At 69.1% G+C, this 18,053-nt stretch carries 21 protein-coding genes and 1 riboswitch; of the genes, 12 read left to right on the plus strand and 9 right to left on the minus strand.

Going from position 1 to position 18,053, the window contains the following annotated elements:
* Window positions 1-77 precede the first annotated feature (77 nt).
* On the minus strand, window positions 78-545 hold the full coding sequence (bcp, locus tag ACZ4WS_RS25415; protein ID WP_467983650.1) for a thioredoxin-dependent thiol peroxidase: 468 nt from the start codon (window positions 543-545) through the stop codon (window positions 78-80).
* A gap of 133 nt (window positions 546-678) precedes the next feature.
* On the opposite strand from bcp, the gene ACZ4WS_RS25420 reads away from it, so the two are divergent.
* Together ACZ4WS_RS25420 and ACZ4WS_RS25425 are read left to right on the plus strand one after the other, a co-directional pair.
* Window positions 679-1,017 carry a DUF3618 domain-containing protein gene (locus ACZ4WS_RS25420; RefSeq protein WP_467983651.1) on the plus strand — a complete coding sequence of 113 codons (339 nt, stop codon included), beginning with the start codon at window positions 679-681 and terminating at the stop codon, window positions 1,015-1,017.
* 97 nt (window positions 1,018-1,114) lie between these two features.
* A complete protein-coding gene (locus ACZ4WS_RS25425) occupies window positions 1,115-1,417 on the plus strand; it encodes a GroES family chaperonin (protein WP_467984011.1) in 303 nt (100 codons plus the stop codon).
* 65 nt (window positions 1,418-1,482) lie between these two features.
* A riboswitch (guanidine-III (ykkC-III) riboswitch) is annotated at window positions 1,483-1,544 on the plus strand.
* A gap of 142 nt (window positions 1,545-1,686) precedes the next feature.
* Here the strand turns inward: ACZ4WS_RS25425 and ACZ4WS_RS25430 are convergent.
* A complete protein-coding gene (locus tag ACZ4WS_RS25430) occupies window positions 1,687-4,182 on the minus strand; it encodes a transglycosylase domain-containing protein (protein WP_467983652.1) in 2,496 nt (831 codons plus the stop codon).
* 201 nt (window positions 4,183-4,383) lie between these two features.
* Between ACZ4WS_RS25430 and ACZ4WS_RS25435 the strand changes: the two genes are divergently transcribed.
* Genes ACZ4WS_RS25435 through ACZ4WS_RS25450 form a run of 4 tightly spaced genes read left to right on the plus strand, consistent with a single transcriptional unit; the run spans window position 4,384 to window position 7,972 of the window.
* Window positions 4,384-5,184 (plus strand): ABC transporter permease, encoded by an 801-nt coding sequence (locus ACZ4WS_RS25435; protein ID WP_467983653.1) that lies wholly within the window; start codon window positions 4,384-4,386, stop codon window positions 5,182-5,184.
* Window positions 5,185-5,233: 49 nt separating this feature from the next.
* A complete protein-coding gene (locus ACZ4WS_RS25440) occupies window positions 5,234-6,076 on the plus strand; it encodes an ABC transporter permease (RefSeq protein WP_467984013.1) in 843 nt (280 codons plus the stop codon).
* A 26-nt stretch (window positions 6,077-6,102) separates the two neighbouring features.
* Window positions 6,103-7,068 (plus strand): ABC transporter ATP-binding protein, encoded by a 966-nt coding sequence (locus ACZ4WS_RS25445; RefSeq protein ID WP_467984015.1) that lies wholly within the window; start codon window positions 6,103-6,105, stop codon window positions 7,066-7,068.
* A 10-nt stretch (window positions 7,069-7,078) separates the two neighbouring features.
* On the plus strand, window positions 7,079-7,972 hold the full coding sequence (locus tag ACZ4WS_RS25450) for a DUF1707 SHOCT-like domain-containing protein (protein WP_467983655.1): 894 nt from the start codon (window positions 7,079-7,081) through the stop codon (window positions 7,970-7,972).
* 89 nt (window positions 7,973-8,061) lie between these two features.
* On the opposite strand, the gene ACZ4WS_RS25455 is transcribed toward ACZ4WS_RS25450, so the two are convergent.
* Window positions 8,062-9,426 carry an SGNH/GDSL hydrolase family protein gene (locus ACZ4WS_RS25455; RefSeq protein ID WP_467983656.1) on the minus strand — a complete coding sequence of 455 codons (1,365 nt, stop codon included), beginning with the start codon at window positions 9,424-9,426 and terminating at the stop codon, window positions 8,062-8,064.
* A gap of 212 nt (window positions 9,427-9,638) precedes the next feature.
* On the opposite strand from ACZ4WS_RS25455, the gene ACZ4WS_RS25460 reads away from it, so the two are divergent.
* The 3 genes from ACZ4WS_RS25460 (at window position 9,639) to ACZ4WS_RS25470 (ending at window position 12,043) form a co-directional block, all read left to right on the plus strand.
* On the plus strand, window positions 9,639-11,006 hold the full coding sequence (locus ACZ4WS_RS25460; RefSeq protein WP_467983658.1) for a DUF445 domain-containing protein: 1,368 nt from the start codon (window positions 9,639-9,641) through the stop codon (window positions 11,004-11,006).
* Window positions 11,007-11,198: 192 nt separating this feature from the next.
* The gene (locus ACZ4WS_RS25465) at window positions 11,199-11,657 is read left to right on the plus strand and encodes a hypothetical protein (protein ID WP_467983659.1); all 459 of its coding nucleotides are present in this window, start codon (window positions 11,199-11,201) and stop codon (window positions 11,655-11,657) included.
* A 26-nt stretch (window positions 11,658-11,683) separates the two neighbouring features.
* On the plus strand, window positions 11,684-12,043 hold the full coding sequence (locus ACZ4WS_RS25470; RefSeq protein WP_467983661.1) for a VOC family protein: 360 nt from the start codon (window positions 11,684-11,686) through the stop codon (window positions 12,041-12,043).
* 46 nt (window positions 12,044-12,089) lie between these two features.
* Here the strand turns inward: ACZ4WS_RS25470 and ACZ4WS_RS25475 are convergent, their stop codons facing one another.
* Together ACZ4WS_RS25475 and ACZ4WS_RS25480 are read right to left on the minus strand one after the other, a co-directional pair.
* Complete coding sequence (locus ACZ4WS_RS25475; RefSeq protein ID WP_467983663.1) at window positions 12,090-12,599, minus strand: levansucrase; 510 nt, start codon at window positions 12,597-12,599, stop codon at window positions 12,090-12,092.
* A gap of 236 nt (window positions 12,600-12,835) precedes the next feature.
* A complete protein-coding gene (locus ACZ4WS_RS25480; protein WP_467983664.1) occupies window positions 12,836-13,138 on the minus strand; it encodes a hypothetical protein in 303 nt (100 codons plus the stop codon).
* Window positions 13,139-13,400: 262 nt separating this feature from the next.
* Between ACZ4WS_RS25480 and ACZ4WS_RS25485 the strand changes: the two genes are divergently transcribed.
* Both ACZ4WS_RS25485 and ACZ4WS_RS25490 read left to right on the plus strand, forming a co-directional pair.
* A complete protein-coding gene (locus ACZ4WS_RS25485; protein WP_467983666.1) occupies window positions 13,401-13,631 on the plus strand; it encodes a SpoIIE family protein phosphatase in 231 nt (76 codons plus the stop codon).
* Window positions 13,632-13,667: 36 nt separating this feature from the next.
* Window positions 13,668-14,039 carry an alpha/beta fold hydrolase gene (locus tag ACZ4WS_RS25490; protein WP_467983668.1) on the plus strand — a complete coding sequence of 124 codons (372 nt, stop codon included), beginning with the start codon at window positions 13,668-13,670 and terminating at the stop codon, window positions 14,037-14,039.
* Window positions 14,040-14,190: 151 nt separating this feature from the next.
* Here the strand turns inward: ACZ4WS_RS25490 and ACZ4WS_RS25495 are convergent, their stop codons facing one another.
* From ACZ4WS_RS25495 to ACZ4WS_RS25505, 3 genes are all read right to left on the minus strand, one after another.
* Window positions 14,191-14,928: a hypothetical protein gene (locus ACZ4WS_RS25495; protein ID WP_467983670.1), complete on the minus strand. Its 738-nt coding sequence runs from the start codon at window positions 14,926-14,928 to the stop codon at window positions 14,191-14,193.
* 771 nt (window positions 14,929-15,699) lie between these two features.
* Window positions 15,700-15,915, minus strand: a complete 216-nt coding sequence (locus tag ACZ4WS_RS25500; RefSeq protein ID WP_467983671.1) for a DUF397 domain-containing protein — start codon at window positions 15,913-15,915, stop codon at window positions 15,700-15,702.
* A 1-nt stretch (window position 15,916) separates the two neighbouring features.
* Window positions 15,917-16,762, minus strand: a complete 846-nt coding sequence (locus ACZ4WS_RS25505; RefSeq protein ID WP_467983673.1) for a helix-turn-helix domain-containing protein — start codon at window positions 16,760-16,762, stop codon at window positions 15,917-15,919.
* A 223-nt stretch (window positions 16,763-16,985) separates the two neighbouring features.
* On the opposite strand from ACZ4WS_RS25505, the gene ACZ4WS_RS25510 reads away from it, so the two are divergent.
* Entirely contained in the window at window positions 16,986-17,615 is a 630-nt protein-coding gene (locus tag ACZ4WS_RS25510) for an ATP-binding protein (RefSeq protein WP_467983675.1), read from the plus strand.
* Between the two features lie 39 nt (window positions 17,616-17,654).
* Here the strand turns inward: ACZ4WS_RS25510 and ACZ4WS_RS25515 are convergent, their stop codons facing one another.
* Window positions 17,655-17,954: a hypothetical protein gene (locus tag ACZ4WS_RS25515; RefSeq protein ID WP_467983676.1), complete on the minus strand. Its 300-nt coding sequence runs from the start codon at window positions 17,952-17,954 to the stop codon at window positions 17,655-17,657.
* Window positions 17,955-18,053 lie beyond the last annotated feature (99 nt).

Raw genomic sequence — 18,053 nt, forward strand, 5'->3', positions numbered from 1 at the left:
CTGGCTCCTGGCGTCTGGGTTCCTCTCCGGCCTCAGGTCCTGAGGGCTTGGAACCCGAGGCTTTGGATCCCCAAGTCTTAGATCCCCAAGTCCTTGATGATCTTCGCCACGTGTCCCGTCGCCTTCACGTTGTAGAAGGCCCGCTCGACCTTGCCCTCCTCGTCCACGATCACCGTGGAGCGGATGACGCCGACGTACGTCTTGCCGTAGTTCATCTTCTCGCCGAAGGCGCCGTACGCCTGCAGGACCGTCTTGTCGGGGTCGCCGACGAGCGTGACCTTCAGGTTCTCCTTGTCGCGGAACTTGGCGAGCTTCTCGGGCTTGTCGGGGGAGACGCCGATGACGTCGTAGCCGGCGGTCGCGAGGACGTCGAGGTTGTCCGTGAAGTCGCAGGCCTGCTTCGTGCAGCCGGGGGTCAGAGCGGCCGGGTAGAAGTAGACGATGACCTTGCGGCCCTTGTGGTCGGCGAGGGAGACCTCGTTGCCGTCGGCGTCGGGCAGGGTGAAGGCGGGGGCGGTGTCGCCGGGCTGGAGTCGCTCGCTCATCGGTACCTCACGTGGCCGGGATTGGTTGCGGAACTACGGAACGAGCGTAATGGGGGTGCCGAGGGGTGCGCGGCGGCCCGAGCTGACAGACTGTCGGGGGCATGAGTCAGAACACGACCACGGAGGCAGCGCGGTGTCGGATACGTCGAGAACGTCGGATACCAGGACTCCGGCGCAGATCGAGGCGGACATCAAGCGCCGCCGCGAAACCCTCGCCGAGACGCTCGACGAGATCGGCGTGCGGGTGCACCCGAAGACGATCGTCGGCGACGCCAAGGCCAAGGTCGCCTCGAAGATCGATCACACGCTCGGCCGCGCCTACGTCGGCGTCAACCGCGTCGTCAGCGATGTGAAGGGTCAGCTCGTCACCGAGGAGGGCGCCCCGCGGCTCGAGCGCATCGTGCCCGTCGCCCTTGTCGTCGTCGGGCTCGTGGGGTTGCTCGCCGTCGGTTCGCGGCGGCGCAAGCGCTGACCCGGCTGCGTACGGGAAGGTAAAAGGCAGGTAGGTTCGGGGTGTGAGCGCCAATCGGGACAAGCAGAGCATCCACCACGACAAGTTGCCCATCCGGATGCTGCACGACCGCGTGCTGGTCCGGCAGGACGCCGCCGAGGGCGAGCGGCGTTCCGGCGGCGGCATCCTGATCCCCGCGACGGCGGCCGTCGGCCGGCGGCTCGCGTGGGCCGAGGTCGTCGCGGTCGGGCAGAACGTACGGACGGTGGAAGCGGGCGACCGCGTCCTCTACGACCCCGAGGACCGCGCCGAGGTCGAGGTGCGCGGGATCGCGTACGTGCTGATGCGCGAGCGGGATCTGCACGCCGTGGCCGCGGACCGCTTCGAGGGCTCCGAGGACTCGACCGGCCTGTACCTGTAGATACCTGCAAATCGCAGCCGAAAGGGGCCGGTGACCATCGTCACCGGCCCCTTTTGCTGCCCCTTTGCTACCTTTGAAGGAGCCCGACGAGACGCGCCGTACCGGGACCTCGCAAAGACGACGCACCCCTGTTGCTCCACAGACGGAGGTGCCTCTCGTGGCCTGGATTCTGCTGCTGGTGGCCGTGGTGGGGCTGAAGGTCACTTCCGGCCACTGACCTGGGTGCTTCCCAGCACTGGGAAGTGCTGGGAAGCGCTTGCTAGTGCTTGCTAGTGCTTTCTCGGGCTTCTTGAAGCGGCGCCGCTGAGCGGTCCCGCCCCCACCGTCGTCCCCGTGGTCCCCCCGCCGGTGGCACCACCCGCCGTCGTCGCGCCGCCGTCGGTGGTGGTTCCGCCCGTGGTGGTGTCGCCGCCCGTGGTGGTCGTGCCGCCGTCGGTGGTGGTGCCGCCGGTGAGCGTGCCGCCGTTCGTCTGGCCCTGGGTCTGGCCCTGGGTCTGCCCCTGGGTCTGGCCTTGGGTCTGGCCGTTCGTCTGCCCCTGGGTCTGGCCCTGCGTCTGCCCCTGGTTCTGGCCCTGGGTGTCCTGGCCGTTCGTGGTGGCGCCGCCGTTGTCCTGGCCGCCCGTGGTCGGCTGGGTGGGTGGTTCGACGGACGGGGATGCCGGCTCCTCGGCGCCCGGCTGGAGCTGGAGGTCGAAGTCCGTCGCCGGGGTGCCCTTGAGGGCGGACTTGGTGAACTGGGCCCAGATCTGCGCCGGGTAGCCGCCGCCGTTGATGCGGGGCTGGCCGAGGGCGCCGTACAGGGACTCGTGGGTGCCGGTGTCGGGGTCCTGGCCCATGACGGAGACGACGGTGGCGAGGTCGGGGGTGTAGCCCGCGAACCACGCGGCCTGGTCCTCCTCGGCGGTGCCGGTCTTGCCCGCGGCGGGACGGTCGGCGCCCTGCGCGGCCGTGCCGGTGCCGCCCTCGACCACGCTCTGCAGGATGGCGGTGGTGGTGTCGGCGGCCTCGCGGCTCACCGCCTGCTTCGTGTCCTGGGACGGGAGCTTCACACCCTCCGAGCCGTCCTTGGTGATCTTGTCGATGAGGGTGTACGTGCCGTGCTTGCCGTGGTTCGCGAGCGTGGCGTACGCCTCCGCCATGTCGAGGACGCTCGCGGTGGCCGGGCCGAGCGCGATGGAGGGGGTCGCGGTCAGGTCGGGGGTGTCCGTGGGGATGCCGAGGTTGACAGCCGTCTTCTCGACCTTGTCGGGGCCGACGTCGACGGCCATCTGCGCGTACACCGCGTTGACCGACTTGTCGGTGGCGGTGCGCACGGTGATGTCGCCGTACGAGACGCCGTCCTCGTTCTCGGGCGCGTAGTAGCCGCCGTTCCAGCCCTGTACGGGGCGCTGGTTGGTGCCGTCGTAGACCGTGTTCGGGGTGATGATGCGGCCGTCCTGGGTCTGCGAGCCGTTCTGCACGGCCGAGGTGAAGACGAACGGCTTGAAGGTGGAGCCGACTTGGTAGTCGCGGCGGGTGGCGTTGTTGACGTACTGCTTGGTGTAGTCGATGCCGCCGTACATCGCGAGGACCTTGCCGGTGGACGGGTCGATGGCGACGCCGCCCGCGCGCACGTAATTGTCGACCTTGCGGTTCTTCTTGTCGAGCTTGTCCATCACCTGGTCGTTGACGGCCTTCACGAAGGCGTCCTGCTTGGGCTTCTGCAGGGTGGTCGTGATGCGGTAGCCGCCGGTCTGCAGGGTGTCCTCGTCGAGGATCTTGTTCTGGACGAGGTAGTCGTTGACGGCCTTCACGAGGTAGCCGCGCTGCCCGGACATCCCGGTCGCGACCACGGACTGCTTCGGCTCGGGGAACTTGACGGCGTCGCGGGCCGACTGGGTCAGCCACTTCTTCTTGACCATGCCGTCGAGTACGTAGTCCCAGCGGGCCAGGGCCGCGGACTTGTTCTCGGGGTGCGCGATCACGTCGTACTCGCTGGGCGCGTTGAGGAGTGCCGCAAGGTAAGCGCCCTGACCAACCGTCAAGTCCTGGGCATTGACGCCGTAGTAGGCCTGGGCGGCGGCCTGGATGCCGTACGCGTTGCGGCCGAAGTAGCTGGTGTTGAGGTAGCCCTCGAGGATGTCGTCCTTGCTCTTCTCGCGGTCGAGCTTGATGGAGATGAAGAACTCCTTGAACTTCCGCGTGGCGGTCTGCTCCTGGCCCAGGTAGTAGTTCTTCACGTACTGCTGCGTGATCGTCGAGCCGGACTGCTTGCCCTTGCCGGTGACCGTGTTCCAGGCGGCGCGGATCATCGCCGTCGGGTCGACGGCCGACTCGGAGTAGAAGTCGCGGTCCTCGGCGGCGAGGGTCGCGTGCTGGGCGTCCTTGGAGATCTGCGCGAGCGACACGTTCTCCCGGTTGACCTCGCCGTCACGGGCGAGCTGGCTGCCGTCCGCGTACAGGTAGACGTTGCTCTGCTTGGTCGCGGCGGCGTTCGCGGGCGGGATCTTGACCAGGTAGTAGCCGAGCGCGAAGAGGCCGACCAGGAGCAGGACCAGGCCGATGAACGTGCCGAGCACGATCCGCCAGGTCGGGATGAGCCGCCGCCAGCCGGTGCGCTTCCGCTTCTGCTTCTTGCCGGCCTTGCCGGCTTTGCCACCAGCGCTGCCGGGAGTGCCAGGGGTGCCGGGTGCTCCAGGTGCCCCCTGCGGGCCGGGTCCCGGTTCCCTGGGCGCCCAGCCCTGGCTGTTCTGCGGCTTCGGCTGCGGCTGCGGCTCGTCGCTCATTTGTTTGCCGGACTCCCGTTTCGCGTCGTACGTTCCCGTACGCCCTCGTACGCCTTTTGCGCCCCTCTTGAAGACTGTCGCACCAAGCGTTCCGTTCCCTGGACTTGGCACGCGTCGCGCCCGGAAAATGCCTGGCAGGCGACGCCACGGCGGGGCTAAGCTCCTGCGCTTTGGGTTTACGGCGCGCAGGAGGGCTTCCTTGTGGACACAGGGCGGTTGTACGCGACCGTCGCGGTCGGCGGGTTCCGGCGCTACGCCACCTATCGGACGGCCACGCTGGCGGGGGTGTTCACCAACACCGTCTTCGGGCTGATCCTGGCGTACGTCTTCATCGCGCTGTGGGACACCAGGCCGCACCTGGGCGGCTACGACCAGGCGCAGGCGCTCACCTATGTGTGGCTGTCCCAGGCGCTGCTCATGGTGATGGCCACGATGGGCGGCAGCTTCCAGGACGAGCTGATCGAGCGCATCCGTACGGGCGACATCGTGGTCGACCTGTACCGGCCCGTCGATCTGCAGCTGTGGTGGCTGGCCCAGGACGCGGGCCGGGCGCTGTTCCATCTGCTGGGGCGGGGTGTGGTCCCGCTGGTGTTCGGTGCGCTCTGCTTCGGCCTCGCGCTGCCCGCCGACCCGCTGACCTGGGCCGCGTTCCTGGTCGCGGTCGCGCTCGGGGTGCTCGTCAGCTTCTCGATCCGCTATCTGGTGGCACTGTCCGCGTTCTGGCTCCTCGACGGGGCGGGCGCGGCGCAGATCGCCATGATCGCGGGCGTCTTCTGCTCGGGGATGCTGCTGCCGCTGAACGTCTTCCCGGGCGCGCTCGGCGAGGTCGTACGCGCCCTGCCCTGGTCCTCCCTGGTCCAGGCACCCGTGGACGTCCTGCTCGGCAAGGCGGATCCCCTGGGCACGTACGCCTTCCAGGCCGCCTGGGCTCTCGGGCTGCTCGCGCTCGGGCGGCTGATCCAGTCGGTGGCGACGCGGAGGGTGGTGGTGCAGGGTGGCTAGCCCTGTGTACGAGGACGCGGAGGAGCGGCCGGTCCGGGGGCGGGCGCCCGTGGTCCCGTGGCCCGAGCGGCAGGGGCCGTACGCCCGCGCCCGCGACGGTCTGCGCGCCTACCGCATGATCGCCGCCATGGAGATCCGCTCCACGATGGCCTACCGCGCGTCCTTCGCGATGACCGCCTTCGGCAACTTCGCGGCGACCGCCCTCGACTTCGTCGCGATCCTGCTGATGTTCTCGCAAGTCGACCGTCTCGGCGGCTACTCGCTCCCCGAGGTCGCCTTCCTGTACGGCGTCTCGGGCACCGCCTTCGGTCTCGCGGACCTGGCGCTCGGCTCGATGGACCGGCTGGGGCGGCGGGTGCGCGACGGCACGCTCGACACCCTCCTCGTACGCCCCGCCCCGGTGCTCGCGCAGGTCGCCGCGGACCGCTTCGCGCTGCGCCGCCTCGGCCGGATCACCCAGGGGCTGCTGGTCCTCGGATACGCGATCGCCGTACTCGACCTCTCCTGGACACCGCTGAAGGTGCTGATGATCCCGCTGATGCTGTTGAGCGGAGGCGGGATCTTCTCGGCCGTGTTCGTGGCGGGCGCGGCCTTCCAGTTCGTGGCGCGGGACGCCTCCGAGGTGCAGAACTCCTTTACTTACGGCGGCGGTACGCTCCTGCAGTACCCGCCGACCGTCTTCGCCAAGGACCTGGTGCGCGGGGTGACGTTCGTGCTCCCGCTGGCCTTCGTCAACTGGCTGCCCGCGCTGTATGTGCTGGGGCGGCCCTATCCGCTCGACCTGCCGACCTGGGTCGCCTTCACACCGCCGCTGGTCGCGGTGGGGTGCTGCGCGCTGGCAGGGGTCGCCTGGCGGGCGGGACTTCGTTCGTATCGCAGCACGGGGAGTTGACCGGCGTGGACAGTGGATTCGCCGACATGGACAGTGACTTCATCCGACTCGACCGCGTCGAGAAGGTCTTCGACGTGCGCAGGAAGACCGGCTTCCTGCGCAGCGAACGGCGTCAGGTACGGGCGGTGGACTCGCTCTCCTTCACGGTGCCGCGCGGTGAGATGGTCGGCTACATCGGCCCGAACGGCGCGGGCAAGTCGACCACCATCAAGATGCTGACCGGCATCCTCACCCCGAGCGGCGGCCGGCTGCGGGTCGCGGGCATCGACCCGTCCCGTGAGCGCACCCGGCTCGCGCAGCGCATCGGTGTCGTCTTCGGGCAGCGTACGACCCTGTGGTGGGACCTCCCGCTGATCGACTCGTACCGGCTGATGCACCGCATGTACCGGATCCCGGACGCCCGTTACCGCGAGAACCTCGACCGCTGCGTCGAACTCCTGGAGCTGGACGCCCTGTTGGACGTGCCGGTGCGGCAGCTGTCGCTGGGGCAGCGGATGCGGGGCGACATCGCGGCGGCGCTGCTGCACGATCCCGAGATCCTCTATCTCGACGAGCCGACGATCGGCCTCGACGTGATCAGCAAGGCGCGGGTCCGTGAGTTCCTGCGGGACTTGAACGCCGAGCGCGGCACGACGGTGCTGCTCACCACGCACGACCTCACCGACATCGAGCAGCTGTGCCGGCGGGTGATGGTCATCGACCACGGGCGGCTGATGTACGACGGCCCGCTGACCGGGCTGCACGAGGTGGGGGAGAGCGAGCGGACGCTGGTCGTGGACCTGGAGCGGGAGCTTCCGTCGATCGAGATCGCGGGGGCGCGGGTGGTGAAGGTGGAGGGGCCGCGGCAGTGGCTCGCCTTCCCCGCGGCCGAGTCGGCGGCTCCGCTGGTGGCGCGGATCGCGGCGGAGTATCCGCTGGTGGATCTCTCGGTGCGGGAGCCGGACATCGAGGCGGTCATCAGCCGCATGTACGCGGAGCAGGCCGTCTCGTAGGCTGACTCCCATGACCGACGATGCCCCGGAGCTGCGAGCCTCCGACGCCGATCGTGAACGAGTCGCCGAAGTGCTGAGGGACGCCCTCGCGGAGGGCCGCCTCGACATGGAGGAGTTCGAGGAGCGGCTGGAAGAGACGTACAAGGCCCGTACGTACGGTGAGCTCGCGCCGATCACCCGTGATCTGCCGGGTCCGGCGGCCGTGGCCCCGGTCTCGTTCGTCAAGCAGTCGGTGGAGAGCGGGAGCTGGGCGGAGCGGATCGTCGGCGGCGAGGGCTCGTCCTCGTGGGCCGTCGCGATCATGGCCGGGTTCCAGCGCAAGGGACGCTGGACGGTGCCCAAGCGCTTCAACTCCTTCGCGTTCTGGGGCGGCGGCGAGATCGACCTGCGCGAGGCGAACTTCGCGGACCGCGAGGTCGTCGTCAACTGCGTCGCGATCATGGGTGGTATGAACGTCGTCGTACCGCCCGGCGTCGAGGTCGTCGTCCGCGGCATCGGCATCATGGGCGGCTTCGACCACCGTGAGGAGGGGCGGCCCGGGGACCCTGGCGCCCCGCGTGTGATCGTCACGGGCTTCGCCTTCTGGGGCGGCGTCGGCGTCGAGCGCAAGCTGACCCGCGCCGAGCGGCTCCGCATCAAGGAGGAGCGCCGTCAGGAGAAGCTGGAACGGAGGGCGGCCCGCAAGGAGTTGGGGGGTTCGCGGGGCGGCGCCCTCGACGACGTGCTCGACGTCCACCGCGAAGCCCTCGACATGGCCGGCGACCTGATCCACGAACGGCTGGAGGAACACCGGGAACGGATCGAGGAACGGATCGAGGAACGCCGGGAACGGCACGCGGAGCGCCGGGAGCGGCACGAGGCACGCCGCGAGGAGCGCAGGCGCCGCCGCGACGGCGACTACTGAACTCCGGCCGCTGGAGCGCCCCTTTCAGGGGCGCGGGGCTGTGACATCACGCGGCTCCACCGCACCCCTGAGGCACCCGTAGAGCTCCCCTAAAGCTCCGCCGCAGCCGACCCCTTCAGATCCCCGAGGTCAAACACCTCAGCCATCCGCTTGTACCCCTTGTCACTGGGGTGAAGATGGTCCCCCGAGTCATAGTCGGACCGCAGTCGCCGCGGGTCGTACGGATCCCGCAGCGCCTTGTCGAAGTCGACCACCGCGTCGTACACCTTGCCCGCCCGGATCTCCGCGTTGACGGCCTCGCGCACCGCCTCGCGGTCGCCCGTGTAGCCCTGGTGGCCCCGGAACGGCATCAGGGTCGCGCCGACGACGAGCAGCCCGCGCGCGTGCGCCTCGCTGACCAGCCGGCGCAGCCCGTCGGTGATCGTGCCGGGGTCGATCCGGTTCGGGTTGCGCAGGATGTCGTTGACGCCGAGGTCGATGACGACGGCCTTGACGTTCGTACGGTCGAGCACGTCACGCCCGAAGCGGTCCAGGCCACTTGGGTTGTCGGCCGGGCGGCCGAGCCCAGCGGCCGCCAGTATCCGGTTTCCGCTGATGCCCTGGTTGACGACGCTGTAGCGGGGCGTGTCGCCCGAGCCCGCCGCGGTGTGCAGCCGGTCCGAAAGGATGTCCGTCCAGCGGTGGTTGGCGCCCACGGTGGAGGTGATGCCGTCGGTGAGCGAGTCGCCCAGGACGACGACGGTGCCGACCGAGTCGTCGCTCAGCACGTCGAGGGCGGTCAGATAGCGCCAGTACTCGCTCTGCTCGGTGTACGCGGCGGCGCTCACGTCCTCCGTGCGGTCGCCCTCGGCGACGTACGAGATCTGCCGTGCGTGCGGGTGGTAGGTGACCGGGCCCGACGGCGTGGGCGAGTACGTGGTCACGAGGACGTCCGAGCCGTGCGGGATCCGCACGCGCACCGCGTCGCTCATCACCTGCTGCCCGGCCGGGATGATGACCGAGGTGCTGCCGCCGAAGGTGAGACGGCGCATGGTGTCGGCCGCGGCGGCGGCGTTGTTCACGGCCGCGGCGACGGCGATCGTGGCGTGCGTGATGCTCAGCGGCGACTGCCCGTAGAGATTGGACAGCGTGATACGGGCACTCGTACCGCCGGCGGCCGCGTGGACGACGTTGCGCACGGAGCGGCCCGCCATGCCGTTCGTCTCCGTGGCGGGCTCGGCGCCGACGGGGGAGGCGGACCAGGCGCCGACCCAGGTGCCGGTGGAGGCGGGGGCGGCCGAGTTGTGCGGGGTGCTGCCACTGGCGAGGTTGTTCTGGCTGCCGCTCCCGTCGTCGGCCGAGACACCGACGTATATGGCGGCGGAAAGAGCCACGACCACGGCAAGGATTGCGGCGAGCAGGGCGCCGTGCCTTGCGGGGGACACCCCCGCACCCCCGGCGTGACGCTTGGTCATGCGGTGCGTGTCTCCTCGGGCGATGGGAGCCCGAGGCTCCGATGTGATCACCCCATGATGCGTCATGGGGTGGAAGAACACCGACAGCGCCCCCTAAGGGTCCCCCTGGTCGATCGATTCCCCATCCGAACAGACGCCGGGAACTCTTGTTCCGTTCCAGGAGTCGGTCAGGAAGGGACAATGTGTACGGGGACTGCGGACGGGTGGAGTGGATGGAACGTACGAAACCGGGTGAACCGAGCGACGTAGAGCAGCATGCCCGGCCGGGTGCCGCCGCGAACCCGACGACGGCCGCCCCCGGACCGCCAGGCCGCGCGATGACCTCCTTCAGCCCCGCTGACGAGGAGAAGCGCCGCGGAGTCCGGCATATGAAGGCGACGGCCACCGGCCTGTTGCTCTTCGTCGCGCTCGTGTACGTCCTCGCGAAGTGGGCTTCGAACGAGGGCGCGGGCGCCTGGGCCGGATACGTCGCCGCGGCGGCCGAGGCGGGCATGGTCGGCGCGATGGCCGACTGGTTCGCGGTCACGGCCCTCTTCCGCCGCCCGCTGGGCCTGCCCATCCCGCACACCGCGATCATCCCCACCAAGAAGGACCAGCTGGGCGTCTCGCTGGGCGAGTTCGTCGGCGAGAACTTCCTCTCCGAGGAGGTCGTACGACAGCGGCTGCGCGCCGTCGGCATCGGCAGCCGCCTCGGCGCCTGGCTCGCCGAACCGGACCACGCGGACCGGGTGACGGCCGAGCTGGCCACAGCCCTGCGGGGCGCCCTGACGGTGCTCCGGGACTCGGACGTACAGGCGGTCGTCGGCGAGGCCATCACCCGGCGCGCCGACGCCCAGGAGATCGCCCCCGGCATAGGGAAGATGCTGGAGAAGATCGTCGCGGACGGCGGCCACAAGCGGGTCGTGGACCTGATCTGCGTCCGCGCCCACGACTGGCTGGTGCTCCACGACGACGAGATCATGAACGCGGTGCAGGGCGGCGCCCCCGGGTGGACACCCCGTTTCGTCGACAAGAAGGTCGGCGAGCGCGTCTACAAGGAGCTGCTCCGTTTCGTCACGGAGATGCGCGACGCCCCCTCGCACCCGGCCCGCGGCGCCCTCGACCGGTTCCTCGGCGACTTCGCCTCCGACCTCCAGTCCGACACCGACACCCGCGCGCGCGTGGAGCGCCTCAAGGGCGAGGTGCTGGGCCGCGGCGAGGTCCAGGACCTGATCGCCTCCGCCTGGACGGCCGTACGCTCCATGATCGTGTCCGCCGCCGAGGACGAGCGCAGCGAGCTGCGCCTGCGGGTGCGGGCTTCTCTGCTCTCCCTCGGCGCCCGCATGGCCACCGACCCCAAGCTCCAGGCCAAGGTCGACGGCTGGGTCGAGGGCGCGGCGGTGTACGTCGTGACGACGTACCGGAACGAGATCACCTCCCTGATCACCGACACGGTCGCGGGCTGGGACGCCGAGCACACGACCAAGAAGATCGAGGCCCACATCGGGCGCGACCTGCAGTTCATCCGGATCAACGGCACGGTGGTGGGGTCGCTGGTGGGGTTGCTGATCTATGTGGTGTCGCGGGCTCTGGGGGCGTGATTGCGGCGGGGGACGGTGCCAGGAGCGTGGGCGTGCACGTGGTCGCGGTCGCGGTCCGGACTCGGATTCAGACTCGGACTCGGACTCGGATTCGGATTCGGATGGGGCGCCGTCCGCATGAGGTGTTCGCCGAGGCGCGTCTGAGTACGCGTACTCTGTCGGACCCTCGCCGGGCGCGTAACCCTCGTACGTATGACCGAGAAGCTGTTGAGCCCTTTGCGAACGCGCCCTTGGCCGGAACGCTGGCTGACCCGCGTGCTCGGCGCCGCCCTCTCCGCGGCGGCGTACCTGCTCTGCCTCCCGTGGGACCTGCGCAACCGCATTCAGACGGAAGGGGGGTTCGAGGAGACGACGCCGGTGACGGGCATCGGCGTCGTGCTGCTGGCCGCCGCCCTGCTCCTCCTGGCGGCCTACTTCGGCCACCGCGACGCGCTGGCCTGGCCGCTCCTGCTGGTGGCGGTGCCACCGGCGACGCTGATGTACGTCTCCCTGCGCACGCACCCCGGGCCGCCGGACGGTTTCGCGAACGCGTGGCCCCTGGCGTGGGCGTTCTTCACGCTGCTGATCGCGGCCGGAGTGCTCGTCGCGGCCTCGGTGGCACGGCAGTTCAGGGCAGACTTGGTGGACGAGGAACTGAGCCTGGCCCACTGACCGTGACGTACGAGGAGGTGCTGACCATGACCGTCCGCAGGATCGTCCCGGACATCCAGGTCGAGTCCGAGAAGGCCATGACGACGAGCCGGGACTTCTACGGCCTGCTCGGCTTCGAGGAAGTCATGCACCAGGGCTGGGTCATGACCCTCGCCTCCCCCGCCAACCCCACCGCCCAGATCAGCTTCCTCACCGAGGAGCGGACCGCCCCCGTCGTCCCCGACCTGAGCGTGGAGGTCGAGGACGTCGACGCGGTGTACGCGCAGGTGGTCGCCTCGGGCGCGGAGGTCGTACGAGACCTGCGGGACGAGGAGTGGGGCGTACGGCGCTTCTTCGTACGCGATCCGAACGGGCGAGTGGTGAATGTGCTGGGGCACCGGGGCTGAAGTACGTACGGGACGCATGGGACCCGGAAGTCCCGTGCGTGTGCGCTCACTGCCCGTTGAAGTACCGCGTCCCCTTCTCGATGAAGTGCGAGGCGTAGACGCGCCCGAGGGCGGGCTTGCCGCGGTACATCCCCACGTACTGCCGGGCACTGTCCACCACGACGGGCCGGGTCATGCAGGCGAACCTGATGCGCTGCTGCTCCTCCGCCCACCGTACGGCGGCCGGATCGACCCGGTCGCTGACCAGGACGGGGAAGGCGCCGACGCCGTTCTGGAGGCCGACGGGGAGACCGCCCTTGGTGTCCTTGGCGTACTTCATCACCTGCTCGGTGAAGCCCGAGATGGCGGAGACGGTTATCTCCGGGACCACCGCGGCCACGGTGAAAAGGTGCAGCCTCGTCGCCATCCAGCGCAGCCGGAAGTCGGCCCGCCGTCCCACGAGGACGGGCACCCCGGCCCAGTCCTCCCACCGCGTCACGCATCCGTCGGCCGCGAGGCGGCTCTCGACCGAGGCGAGGTAGGCCTGCGCGGCCGGTTGCTCATGCTGTCCGTACATGAGCGGGATCCTAAGCCCCCGTCGTGGACCCCGGTCGAATGATCATGAGGATCGTGACGGTGGCCCAGAGCAGGTTGAAGACGCCGGTGAACATGGCCAGTCGTACGGTGGCCTGCCGCGTCACCGTCCCCCCGCCGGACCCGGAAGCCTCGGCCCCCTCCACGATCGCCGTCTGCGACCGCTCAGGCCTGCAGCGGTGGCGGCTTCGCAGGCCCGTAGCCAGCCCGTAGCCGCCCTCAGGCCCGTCGGTCGGCCACGACCCACGACGCGAGGGCCACGGCCCCGGCGACACCGACCACGGACGGCCAGGCGCCCACCTTCTTGGCGAGCGGATGAGACCCCGCGAAGGCGGCGACGTACGCGACGGTCAGCGCCCCGGCGGCTTTCCCGCCCGCCTGCTGTCGCCACTGCTGAGCCGCCGCGACCCCGGCAGCGGCCAGTACGACCCCGCCCAGCTGCCGCTTCTTGGTCCAACGGGCCACCCCGTACCCACCGATGAGCCCACTCGCGGCCACCGCCGCGGCCGGTACCTTCGCCATCACTGCCTCCCGCTGCTACATCGCTACATCGTCGCGGCGTCGCGGCGTCGCGGCGTCGCGGCGTCGCTACGTCGCTACGTCGCTACGTCAGTCGAACGAACCGAGGCTAACTCGCGCGCGTAAGCCGCCCGACGCCCGCCCGTGTCCCGAGCCGCCCCGACTGCCCCTGAATCGCCATCCTGGTCCTGATCTCCCCGAAACGCGGAGGTGTGCACAGCGGCTCCGTGGGCCCGCCCCTGGGCACGGGTTCGGGGGCTACGAGGTGGTCACCGGATGCTGCGCCCCGGGCCGGACCCTGCTCCTCTACACCGACGGCCTGGTGGAGCGCCGGGAACAGGACGTCGACCAGTGGCTGGGCCGCCTCACCCGGCAGCGCCTGCCCAGCAGCGGCTCTCTGGAGAACCAACTGGCCACCCTCCTGGCCCGCCTCGTCCCGGGTGGCACGGCAGAGGACGACGTCGCGGTACTGGCGGCCCGGCTCGGCCCCCAATAGGACTCCGACTCCGGTAGGTCTGGGACCAAGTAAATCGTGGACGGCTGGCCGACCCCCTTCGAGTCCCTGGCGGCGGCAGAAGCCTTTCTGGGCCACGAGGCATGGGCCAGGGGCCTGGAGGAACGACAGGACGGCCGGCATCCGCGGTTCGACCGCGACACGATCGTCGCGTCCGTGGCGGAACTGGCCACGAACGACTACTGGACCGAGTGGTCGCGGATACATTGCCCGACTCTCCTCATACAGGGGGAGAACGGAACCATGCGGGACACGGAACCCACCGACATGCGCACCAGCCGCCCGGAGACGCGGTTCACCGTCGTCCCGGACGCCGCCCACGACGTACACCTGGACCAGCCGGACGGCCTGTACGAGGCGATCGCGGCCTTCTTGCAGTCAACCCTGTAGACCACGGAGCCGCCCACCACGGCCGATCCGACGCCCACCCCGGACCCGCAACCGGAGCCGACGCCGTCGAGTCCTGGAGAGGACTGCGGGGACTGACAACCCACGGATTCCCTTGGGGCGGGCATCCGTTCGACATGTCAGGACAGCACACCTAAGGCTGTGGAGTCGTGGCGGTGGAACGCGCGCCGGGGGTCGGAGAGGCGGACGGCGGAGGGTAATTCGGATGCAGCGAGGAGGAGAGTGGAGGCAGCGAGACACACATGGAGGTCGGGAAAGCGGGCTCTTTGCGCTGTACGGCCCGGCAGCCTCCGGCCGCGCCCTCGACGATCGGCACCCAGCCGGACTTCTCCGCCCGGAAGAACCATCGGTCACCCAACTGGGAGGAGCAGCCGGGGTCTGCCGCGCCGTCGCAGGCCGGTCCCGTGCGCCATGAGAAGTCCAGCACCAGCCACTTCCCGTCGCAGTCCTGTGAGTCCCGGTACGTGTGGTTGGGCGCATCGACTGCGATCAAGGCCTGCTCGTAGGAGGCGGCGGTGCAGCCGGTAGCCGGCGGTCGACAGCCCAGCTGCCCGCACAGCCGCAACGCGGGGAGCTTCGCGCCATCGGCGGTGAACTGCGTGTAATTGTCGACGACCACTTCCCGATTGCCCAACGGCTGGGGCAGTTTGACCCGTGCCGTGGCCGTGCTCTCCTCGGTGCACCCGGAGCGCCTGTCCGACGACGGCGAAGAGAAGGTGATCTGAACCCGCACGATGTCCGACACGGGGTCGGTGAGCACCGCCTTGAGGTCCCGCACACACGGGTGTTCGCCACTGGGCACCTGCGCGTCGAGGATCAGCGTGCGGCGGTCGTCGGTGAGGCGCGCTCCGGTGACCCTGGAGGGCTGCATCGTGCCCCACGGGAGCGACTCGGACGCCACCTGCGACGGTGACGACTCTCCCGCCCGACCGGCCACCTGCGTCCCGCACCCGCCGAGAACCAGCACGGCGACAGCGCAGAGCAGAGCGGCTACGGCCGTCCCACGCGCTCCAAGTGATCGCAAGAGTGCTCAATCCCCCCGCACTGCACCGACGTTGACCCACGCCAATATAGAACCGTGGCCGTGAACGCTCACCAGGTCGGCCACGAACGCTTCATCGCTCAGTCATCAGGCGGCGCACCGAACACGGCCACCAAACCGGGACTTCAACGCTCCGCTTCCCCCGCCGCCCCCTTTCGGGCCGCCGTTCAAGAGCAACCCGCGGTGGAGGGGCGAGAGTCAAGAGTGAAGCGAAGCGGAATCGGCGCAGCCGACGCCCGAAGGGCGGTCTTGACGCTCGTTCCGGAACCGCCACACTTGGGAAAACCGGGCGGCCTTGGGCGCCTTGTAACCGAGGTCACTGAACCCATGGCCGCTGGCCCCTACAGCAGTGCGAGATGCGCGAACTCTTGCGCTACGCCCGCCGTCCCCCGACTGGGCAATGCAACAGCAGGGATAGCCCGGAGGCGAGATACTTCCAGTTCGGCCGCCGAAACCTCTCGCCATCGGTTGCCCGTCCACAAGCGCAACGAGCCGCAAGTTCAGTCACCCCGCGAGGCCCGGCACTCGACTGAAGTGGTGCAGGCAGCGGCGAACGAGGTAGAAGCCATTGAGAGGGCAGTGTGCTCTGCCCCGGCGGAGTCAGAGACGTCCGAACTCGCCGTGCGCCAAGGCGCGTATGAAGGCATGCCAAGAGTGCGCGGGAACACGAACGACGGGGCCGTCCGTGCACTTGGAATCACGTACGAGAGTGGCATCGGCGGAGTGTGCACATTCGACGCACTCGGTCTCGTTCCCGCCGCTGTGCGACGACTTGAACCAGGCGGCGTCGGACACACGGTTGATGGCAGGGGGCATCTCACAACTCCTCACAAGAACGCTTGATCATCGCCGACGAGGCGTCGATGTCCAAGGCTTGTGCGCGCAAGTATTCGAACGCAAGCCGGTAGCGCTCCAGCTCTTCCTCCTTCTCCATGAAGAGGGAGCCGACATGCAGATCGACGTAGACGACGTCCAGTGAGGGCTCAAGGCCACCGATGATCACGAAGCTGCCGAGTGCAGCCGCATGGGCGCCCCTGGCGAACGGCAAAATCTGAAGGGTGACGTTGGAGGACTCGCCGACGCTCAGTAGGTGCCCGAGCTGCTCTCGCATGACGTCGCGTGATCCGACGACGCGTCGGATCACGGATTCATCGAGGATGGCCCACAGGTGTGGCGCACGGGTTCGCGTCAAGATCTCCTGCCGCTTCATCCGGATGTCGACCAGCCGCTCGATGTCCTCCGGCGAGCGCCGCATCTCATTGGCCTGCTGAAGCGCGGTGGTGTAACTACGTGTCTGGAGCAGCCCCGGCACGTAGACGCAGGAGAAATGATCCTCCCGTACAGCCTCGTCTTCGAGCGTGAGCAGCAGGTTCATGCTCTCGGGGATGGAGTCAGCGAATGAACTCCACCAGCCTTGTTGCTTAGCGTCTTTCGCCAGAGCGACAACGACCCTGCGTTCAGCACTAGTTGCTCCGTACTCGCGGCATAGCGCGTCCACAACGAGCCACTTCACGGGACCTGCCTGTGTCTCGTACCGGCTCACGGTCGCTTTTGAAACGCCCACGAGACGGCCGGCTTCCTCCAGTGTCATGCCTTTGCGGGCACGCAGTTTGCGCATAGTTGCGCCGAGCTGGCGACGGCGGGTTGTGGCCCTTGCAGACATGTTGTTTCCCTCCCCAGTGTGGTGCTGCACCACAGGCCTGGTGAGCGCCAATCAGGCTAGGTCGCCGAGGAGTTGGCGTACTACCAGATTCACTCAACTGAGTTGCGTGAGAAGTTACATGGCGAGACTTCTCGCTGGCATACTCGGGTCCAGATGGCTACGCAGCGTCGCCGTACGGTTGCGGTGGGCGCAGCGCTGGCGTGGCCTGGGAGGGAGTTTCGCCATGACCTTGCATGAGGAGCCTGAACATGGCCTGCGCTATGTCCTTTCCTTCGAGGCGGCGCCGGCGCAGTTGGCGACGGTGCGTCAGGCGGTCCGGGGTGCGCTCGGCCAGTGGGGAGCAGCCGCTGTCGCGGAGGAAGCTGAACTAGCAGTTACCGAGCTAGCCACCAACGTCATCAAGCACGTGGGAGAGGGGGCGGCCGCGACTCTTGTCCTGGAGTCCGTGGACGACCGGCTTCGGGTCGAGGTTCACGACAGAAGCCACGCGGTGCCGACAGTCGGATCGGCCGGCTGCGACCTGGAATGCGGCCGGGGGCTGCACCTGCTGTCAGCGATGTGCCTGGAATGGGGCACCCTGCTCACGGCGACCGGGAAGGCGGTGTGGTGCGAGTTGTCTCTCGAACCCGCACGTCACTGCATGCGTATTCAGCGAGCCGCCTTGGTGCTGGACCAGTACCGCCGGGTGGTCGGCGCGTCGTCGATGGCGGAGCCGGCCCGTGCGGTGCTGGAGGAGTCGGTCACGGACGTCATCGCGGACCTGTTGCACTGGCTTGCAGCTCAGGGCGGAGACCCCGATGAGGCGCTCGACCGGGCGCAGATGCATTTTGAGGCCGAGGCGGAAGCCGCATAGCGCTCGTATTCACAGGGGGCCTCGGCCGGCCGGCAGAAGTCAGAGATCGGTGCGGGCAGCCGTCAGTATGGCTTGCGCGTCCGTGTACTGATGGCTGTCATGCAGTGCCGCCACGATGTTGAGCACAGCGTGCACATCACGTTCCGCTGCGGCGGTCCGCAAGAGGGTCTCCACTTCTTCCTCAAGTCCCGCTGCCCTGTAGGCGGCGACTGTTTCAGGGAACTCGCCAGGCGTGATGCTGCGTGCCTTGCCCCACAGCATCATGTGCGTGTCCCGGATGCGCCCTGCCGCCTGATGACGGTGCAGCGTCCGGAGCTCCGCGGCGAGTACGTCACTCACATTGGGCGTGGGGGGGGGGGGGGGGGGGGGGGGGGGGGGGGGGGGGGGGGGATGGGGGGGGGGGGGGGGGGGGGGGGGGGGGGGGGGGGGGGGGGCGGG

The organism is Streptomyces sp. NPDC029292, assembly GCF_055569295.1.